Annotated in this window: 2 protein-coding genes; both read left to right on the top strand. The window is 75.4% G+C overall.

The features are described from left to right. Positions 1-173 precede the first annotated feature (173 nt). Positions 174-2,315: a beta-galactosidase gene (locus GYH36_RS07460; protein ID WP_162289520.1), complete on the top strand. Its 2,142-nt coding sequence runs from the start codon at positions 174-176 to the stop codon at positions 2,313-2,315. A gap of 152 nt (positions 2,316-2,467) precedes the next feature. Continuing rightward, positions 2,468-6,106, top strand: coding sequence for an RICIN domain-containing protein (locus GYH36_RS07455; protein WP_162289519.1), 3,639 nt, complete (start codon positions 2,468-2,470; stop codon positions 6,104-6,106). Positions 6,107-6,170 lie beyond the last annotated feature (64 nt).

Genomic DNA, 6,170 nt, shown 5'->3' with positions numbered 1-6,170 from the left:
CCGGGGGGCCCGGCGGGGCCGGTCCCGACCGCAACCCCCCCGGCCTCCCCGGGCCCCGTGGCCGGCCCCCCCCGGGCCCCCGGGCCGGGCCGCCCCCCGCCCGGGCGGCCACCCCCGCGGGCGCGACCAGCGTCCCCGCCCGCCCTCCACCGAGCATCCCGCGAGGAGCACACATGCCTTCCCCCACGCCGCACCGCTGGCTGCGACGTCCCGGTCCCCGCACCCCCTCCGGCGAGCAGGCCGCGCCGGGCACGCACGCCCCGACGGGCCTGTCCTACGGCGCGGACTACAACCCGGACCAGTGGCCGCGCGAGGTCTGGGACGAGGACGTGCGCCTCATGCGCGAGGCGGGCGTGACCGTCGTGTCGCTCGCGATCTTCTCGTGGGCCCGCATCCAGCCGAGCGAGGACACGTGGGACTTCGCGTGGCTCGACGAGGTCATGGACCTGCTCCACGAGAACGGCATCACGGTGGACCTCGCCACGGCGACGGCCTCGCCGCCGCCGTGGCTCACGACGAAGCACCCCGAGGTCCTGCCGCAGACCCGCACGGGCGAGACGCTGTGGCCGGGTGCGCGCCAGCAGTGGCGCCCGACGTCGCCCGTGTTCCGCGAGCACGCGCTGCGCCTCGTGGAGCGCATGGCCGAGCGGTACGCCGACCACCCCGCGCTCGTCGCGTGGCACGTGTCGAACGAGCTGGGCTGCCACAACGTCTACGACTACTCCGACGACGCCGCCGCCGCCTTCCGCGCGTGGCTGCGCGACCGGTACACGACGCTCGACGCGCTCAACGACGCGTGGGGCACCGCGTTCTGGTCGCAGCGCTACGGCGCGTGGGAGCAGGTCCTCCCGCCGCGCCTCGCCGCGTCGCACCCGAACCCCACGCAGCAGCTCGACTTCAAGCGGTTCTCGTCCGACGCGCTGCGGGACCACCTGCGCGCCGAGGCCGCGATCCTGCGCCGCGCGACGCCCGACGTCCCCGTGACGACGAACTTCATGGTCATGGGCGAGACGAAGGGCATGGACTACGCCGCCTGGGCGGACGATCTCGACTTCGTCTCCAACGACCACTACGTGCTCCCCGGCCCGCAGGCGCTCGACGAGCTGTCGTTCTCCGCCAACCTCACGGGCGGCATCGCCCGGCACCGCCCGTGGTTCCTCATGGAGCACTCGACGAGCGCCGTGAACTGGCAGCCCGTCAACGTCGCCAAGAAGCCCGGCGAGCTCGCGCGCGACTCGCTCACGCACGTCGCGCACGGGGCCGACGCCGTCTGCTTCTTCCAGTGGCGCCAGTCGGCGGCGGGCGCCGAGAAGTACCACTCCGGCATGGTCCCGCACGCCGGCGAGCACTCGCGCCTGTTCCGCGACGTCGTCGCGCTCGGCGCGACCCTGCGCGACCTCGCGCCCGTCGCGGGCAGCCTGCAGAAGCCCGCGCGCGCCGCGATCGTCTTCGACTGGGACTCGTGGTGGACGAGCGAGCTCGACTCGCACCCGACCGACCGCCTGCGCTACCGGCAGGAGGCGCTCGACTGGTACTCGGCGTTCCTCGCGCTCGGCGTGCGCGCCGACGTCGTGCCGACGGCCACCGACCTCGCGGGGTACGACGTCGTCGTGGCGCCCGTGCTGCACGTCGTCCCCGCCGCGCTGCGCGACCGCCTCACCGCGTTCGTCGAGGGCGGCGGCCACCTCGTGACGACCTACTTCTCGGGCGTCGTCGACCAGGACGACCACGCGTGGCTCGGCGGGTACCCGGGCGCGCTGCGCGACCTGCTCGGCATCCGCGTCGAGGAGTTCGCCCCGCTCCTGGACGGCGAGAGCGCGACCGTCGAGCTCGCCGGCGAGCAGCTCGAGGGCACGCTGTGGACCGAGCCCGTCGACGTCGTCGACCCGGACGTCGAGGTGCTGGGCTGGTACAAGACCGGCGAGCAGGCCGGGCGCGCCGCGGTGACGCGCCGCACGGTCCGGGCCGGCGACCGCACGGGCTCCGCCGCGTACGTGTCGACGCGCTTCGGCCGCCTCGGCCTCGTCCCCGTCCTCGCGCGCCTGCTCGACGACGCGGGCGTGCGCAGCGAGCTGCCCGCCGCCGTGCGCGGCGACGTCGAGCTCGCGGTGCGCACGGACGGGACGGACGACTTCTGGTTCCTCGTCAACCGCACGGCCCGGCCGGTCGAGGTGCCCGGCGTCACGGGCGACGTGCTCGCGGGCCGCCGTCTCGCGGCGTCCGCGACGACCGGAGCGGACGCACCCGGTGCGCTCCTGCTCGACCCGCGCGGCGTGGCCGTCGTGCGCCGCGCCGCCGAGGCCGCCACGGCCTGACGCCCCACCGCCGCGAGCGCCGCGCGGGGTGCGGGCACGGTCTCCGTGCTCGCACCCCGCGCCGCCCGTCGGCGCCGCAGACCCCCCGCGGGGAGACCCCCGCACCCGGTGCATCCGCCGGTTCGCAGCGACGCGAAGGAGGTGGCTCAGGGATGAGCCCGACCCACACCGACACGACCATCGCACGGGGCGGACCACCCGGTCCCCGCCGCACGAGCCCGGGTCGCCGGGCCACCACAGGGGCGGGGGCACGGCTCGCGGCCGGTCTCGGCGCGGGTGCGCTCGTGGCGTCCTGCGCGCTCGCCGCCCTGCCCGCGCAGGCCGCGCCGCTCGGCGTCGCGGCGGTGGGCGCAGCGGCGGTGGACGCGGCGGCGGTGCGCGCCGCGGCGGCCGCCGACGTCCCCGGCGTCACCGTCACGCCCGACCCGTCGTACGCGGGCGCGCCGTTCGAGGGCTGGGGCACGAGCCTCGTGTGGTTCGCGAACGCCACGGGCGGCTACCCGGACGAGATCCGCGACCGGCTCGCGGACATGGTGTTCGGCGACGAGGGGCTCAACCTCAACATCGCGCGCTACAACGTCGGCGGCGGCAACGCCCCGGACGTGCCGGACTACCTGCGCGCAGGCGGCGCCGTCGACGGCTGGTGGAAGGCGCCCGAGGGCACGACGCGCACCGACGTCGACTGGTGGGACCCCGAGAACCCGGACCACTGGGACGACGACGCCGACGCGACGCAGCGCTGGTGGGTCGACCGCATCAAGGACGACGTCACGCACTGGGAGACGTTCAGCAACTCCCCGCCCTGGTTCATGACCGTGAGCGGCTACGTCTCGGGCGGGTTCAGCTCGACCGCGGACCAGCTCAGGACGGACAGCATCGACGACTTCGCGGCGTACCTCGTGGGCGTGACGGAGCGCCTCGAGGAGGCGCACGGCATCGAGGTCGACACGATCGACCCGTTCAACGAGCCCAACACGAACTACTGGGGCACCCAGCTCGGCGAGGACGGCAACCCGACGGGCGGCCGCCAGGAGGGCGCCCACATGGGGCCGGAGCTCCAGGCGAAGGTCGTCCCGGCGCTCGCCGCGGCGCTCGAGGGCGCCTCGACGGACGCCGTGGTCTCGGCGATGGACGAGACCAACCCCGGCACGTTCGCGACGAACTGGAACGCGTACCCGCAGGCCGTGCGCGACCAGGTGTCGCAGCTCAACGTCCACACGTACGGCACGGGGCAGCGCACGACTGTCCGCGACATCGCCAAGGGCGAGGACAAGCCGCTGTGGATGAGCGAGGTCGGCGGCAACTGGTCCTCGACGGGCCAGGACTTCGAGACCATGGAGTCCGGGCTCGGCAGCGCGCAGCACATCGTCGACGACCTGCGCGAGCTCGAGCCGGACGCGTGGGTGTTCTGGCAGCCCGTCGAGGACTACGACAACATGGCGCCGGGCGGCGAGAGCGCGAACGGCATGAACTGGGGCGAGATCCAGATCCCGTTCGACTGCACGGCCGACGACACGCTCGAGACGTGCCCGATCTACACGAACACCAAGTACTGGGCGACCCAGAACTTCACGCACTACATCGAGCCGGGCGACTCGCTGATCCGCTCGGACGACGCGAGCAGCACGGCCGCGGTGTCCGCGGAGGGCACGTCGGCGACGGTCGTGCACGTGAACGCCACGACGGCCGAGCGCGCCGTGACGCTCGACCTGTCGAAGTTCGGTGCGGTCGGGTCCGATGCGACCGTCACCCCCGTCGTCACGAGCACGGCCGGCTACCTCGTCGAGGGCGAGCCCGTGGCCGTCACGCCGGGCGCCGAGGACGGCACGACCGGTCCGAGCGCGACGCTCGTCGTGCCGGCCGAGTCCGTGACGACGTTCGTCGTCGACGGCGTCTCCGGCGTCGCGGACGACGCGGCGCTCGTCCAGGACGGCCACGTGTACCGCCTCGACGGCGTGCAGTCCGACCGCTCGCTCGCGCCCTCGGCGTCCGGCGACGCCGTCGTGATCCGCACGGACGCGCCGGTCGCGGAGCAGGCGTGGGAGCTCACCGCGCTCGGCGCCCCCGAGGGCTCCGGGAGCAACCGGACGCGCTACGCCGTGACGAACGCGGCGACGGGTCGCCAGCTCGCCGTCTCGGCGGACACGTCCGCCGTCCTGCAGGACGCCCCGGCCGACGTCGCGGACACCCCGCTCGCCGCGCAGTGGATCCTCTCGACGACCGGCGACGGCACGTACACGCTCGTCAACGCGTCGTCGAGGACCCTGCTCGAGGTCGGTGGCCAGGCGACGGCCGACGGGTCCCCCGTGGGCACGTACCTCGCGAACTCCGGCGTGAACCAGCGCTGGCGGGTCGTGGACGAGACGGTGCTGGGCACCGAGCCGGTCGAGGCGTTCACGACGCCGGGCACCGCTCCCGAGCTGCCCGCGACCGTCACGCCGGTCTACCGCGACGGCGCGCGCGGCGCGCTCCCCGTGACGTGGGACGTGCCGGGCGACGACGCGTGGGCCGAGGCGGGCACCGTCGAGGTGACGGGCACGGTCGCGACCCCGACCGGCGGCACGGTCGCGGCGACCGCGACCGTCGTCGTCGACGTTCTGGCCTCCACGCTCCCCGCGCGCGCCAAGGCGTACGCGGGCGGCACGCCGGACCTGCCCGCGACCGTCACCGCGGTCGCTGCGGGCGGCGCGGAGGTCCGGCGCCCGGTGGTCTGGGACGACGCACCCGCGGGCGCGTTCGACGCCGTCGGGGTCGTCGAGCTCACGGGCACGGCCGACGCCGGGGCGGGCGCCACGCTGCCCGCGACCGTCCGCGTCCAGGTCACCGAGGCGGACTCCGCCAACGGCGCGCTCGCCGCGGGCACGACCGCGAGCGCGACCTTCACCGAGCCGGGCTACTCCGTCGGCGGTGTCGTCAACGGCAACCTCACGGACAAGGCGTGGTCGAACTGGGTGTCGAGCGCCAAGCGGGCCTCGGACACGCTCACCGTCACGCTCCCGGCCGACCGCGACGTCACCGGCGTCGTGACACGGTTCTGGAAGGACGGGTCCAGCGCGAGCTGGGCGCGGTCCGTGCAGCTCCAGGCGCTCGTGGACGGCACGTGGACCGACGTCGGCGCCCCCGTCACGGTCGACGCCTCGCCGGACGGCCCCGCGCCGGCCGTGGAGATCCTCGGGGACGTGCGGACGTCGTCCGTGCGCGTCGTGCTCACGGCGCGCGAGAACACGCACATGGTGGTCTCCGAGATCGAGGTCCTGGCCAAGGTGCCGGGCACGGGGACGGACGCCACGGCGTCGCGCATCGCGGTCGACGGCGAGCCGCTCGCCGGGTTCGACCCCGCGGTGACGGCGTACGACGTGCCCGTCGCGGGCGCGGTGCCCGCCGTCGAGGCGGTCGCGCACGACCCGTACGCGACCGTCGCGGTCGAGGCCGCCGACGCGGTCCCGGGCACGACGACGGTGCGCGTCACGGCCGAGGACGGGACGGAGCGGGCGTACGCCCTGCGCTGGACGGCCGACGCCGGGTCGGCGCCCGTGGCGGTCACCGCGGAGACGCGGTGCCTGGCGGGGAAGGCGTACGTCGCGGTCCGCGCCACGAACGCCGGCGACGCGCCGCTCGACGTGACGCTCACGACGCCGTACGGCACGCGCACGGTCACGGGCGTCGCCCCCGGCGCGAGCGCGTACCAGTCGTTCGCGGCGCGCGCGACGTCCGTCCCCGCGGGGACGGCCGTCGTGACGGTCGACGGGTCCGTGCCGGTCGAGGTCGCGTTCGACGCGCGCACCTGCTGATCCGCCTGCCCGACGGGCCCTGCCGGCGCATCCCGCCGGCGGGGCCCGTCGCCGTACCGGACCC

The sequence above is a fragment of the Cellulosimicrobium composti genome, from assembly GCF_010287905.1.
GTDB classification, from domain to species: Bacteria; Actinomycetota; Actinomycetes; order Actinomycetales; family Cellulomonadaceae; genus Cellulosimicrobium; species Cellulosimicrobium composti.
The sequence above is the reverse complement of the archived record's forward strand: the minus strand, read 5'-3'. Positions and strand labels throughout refer to the sequence as shown.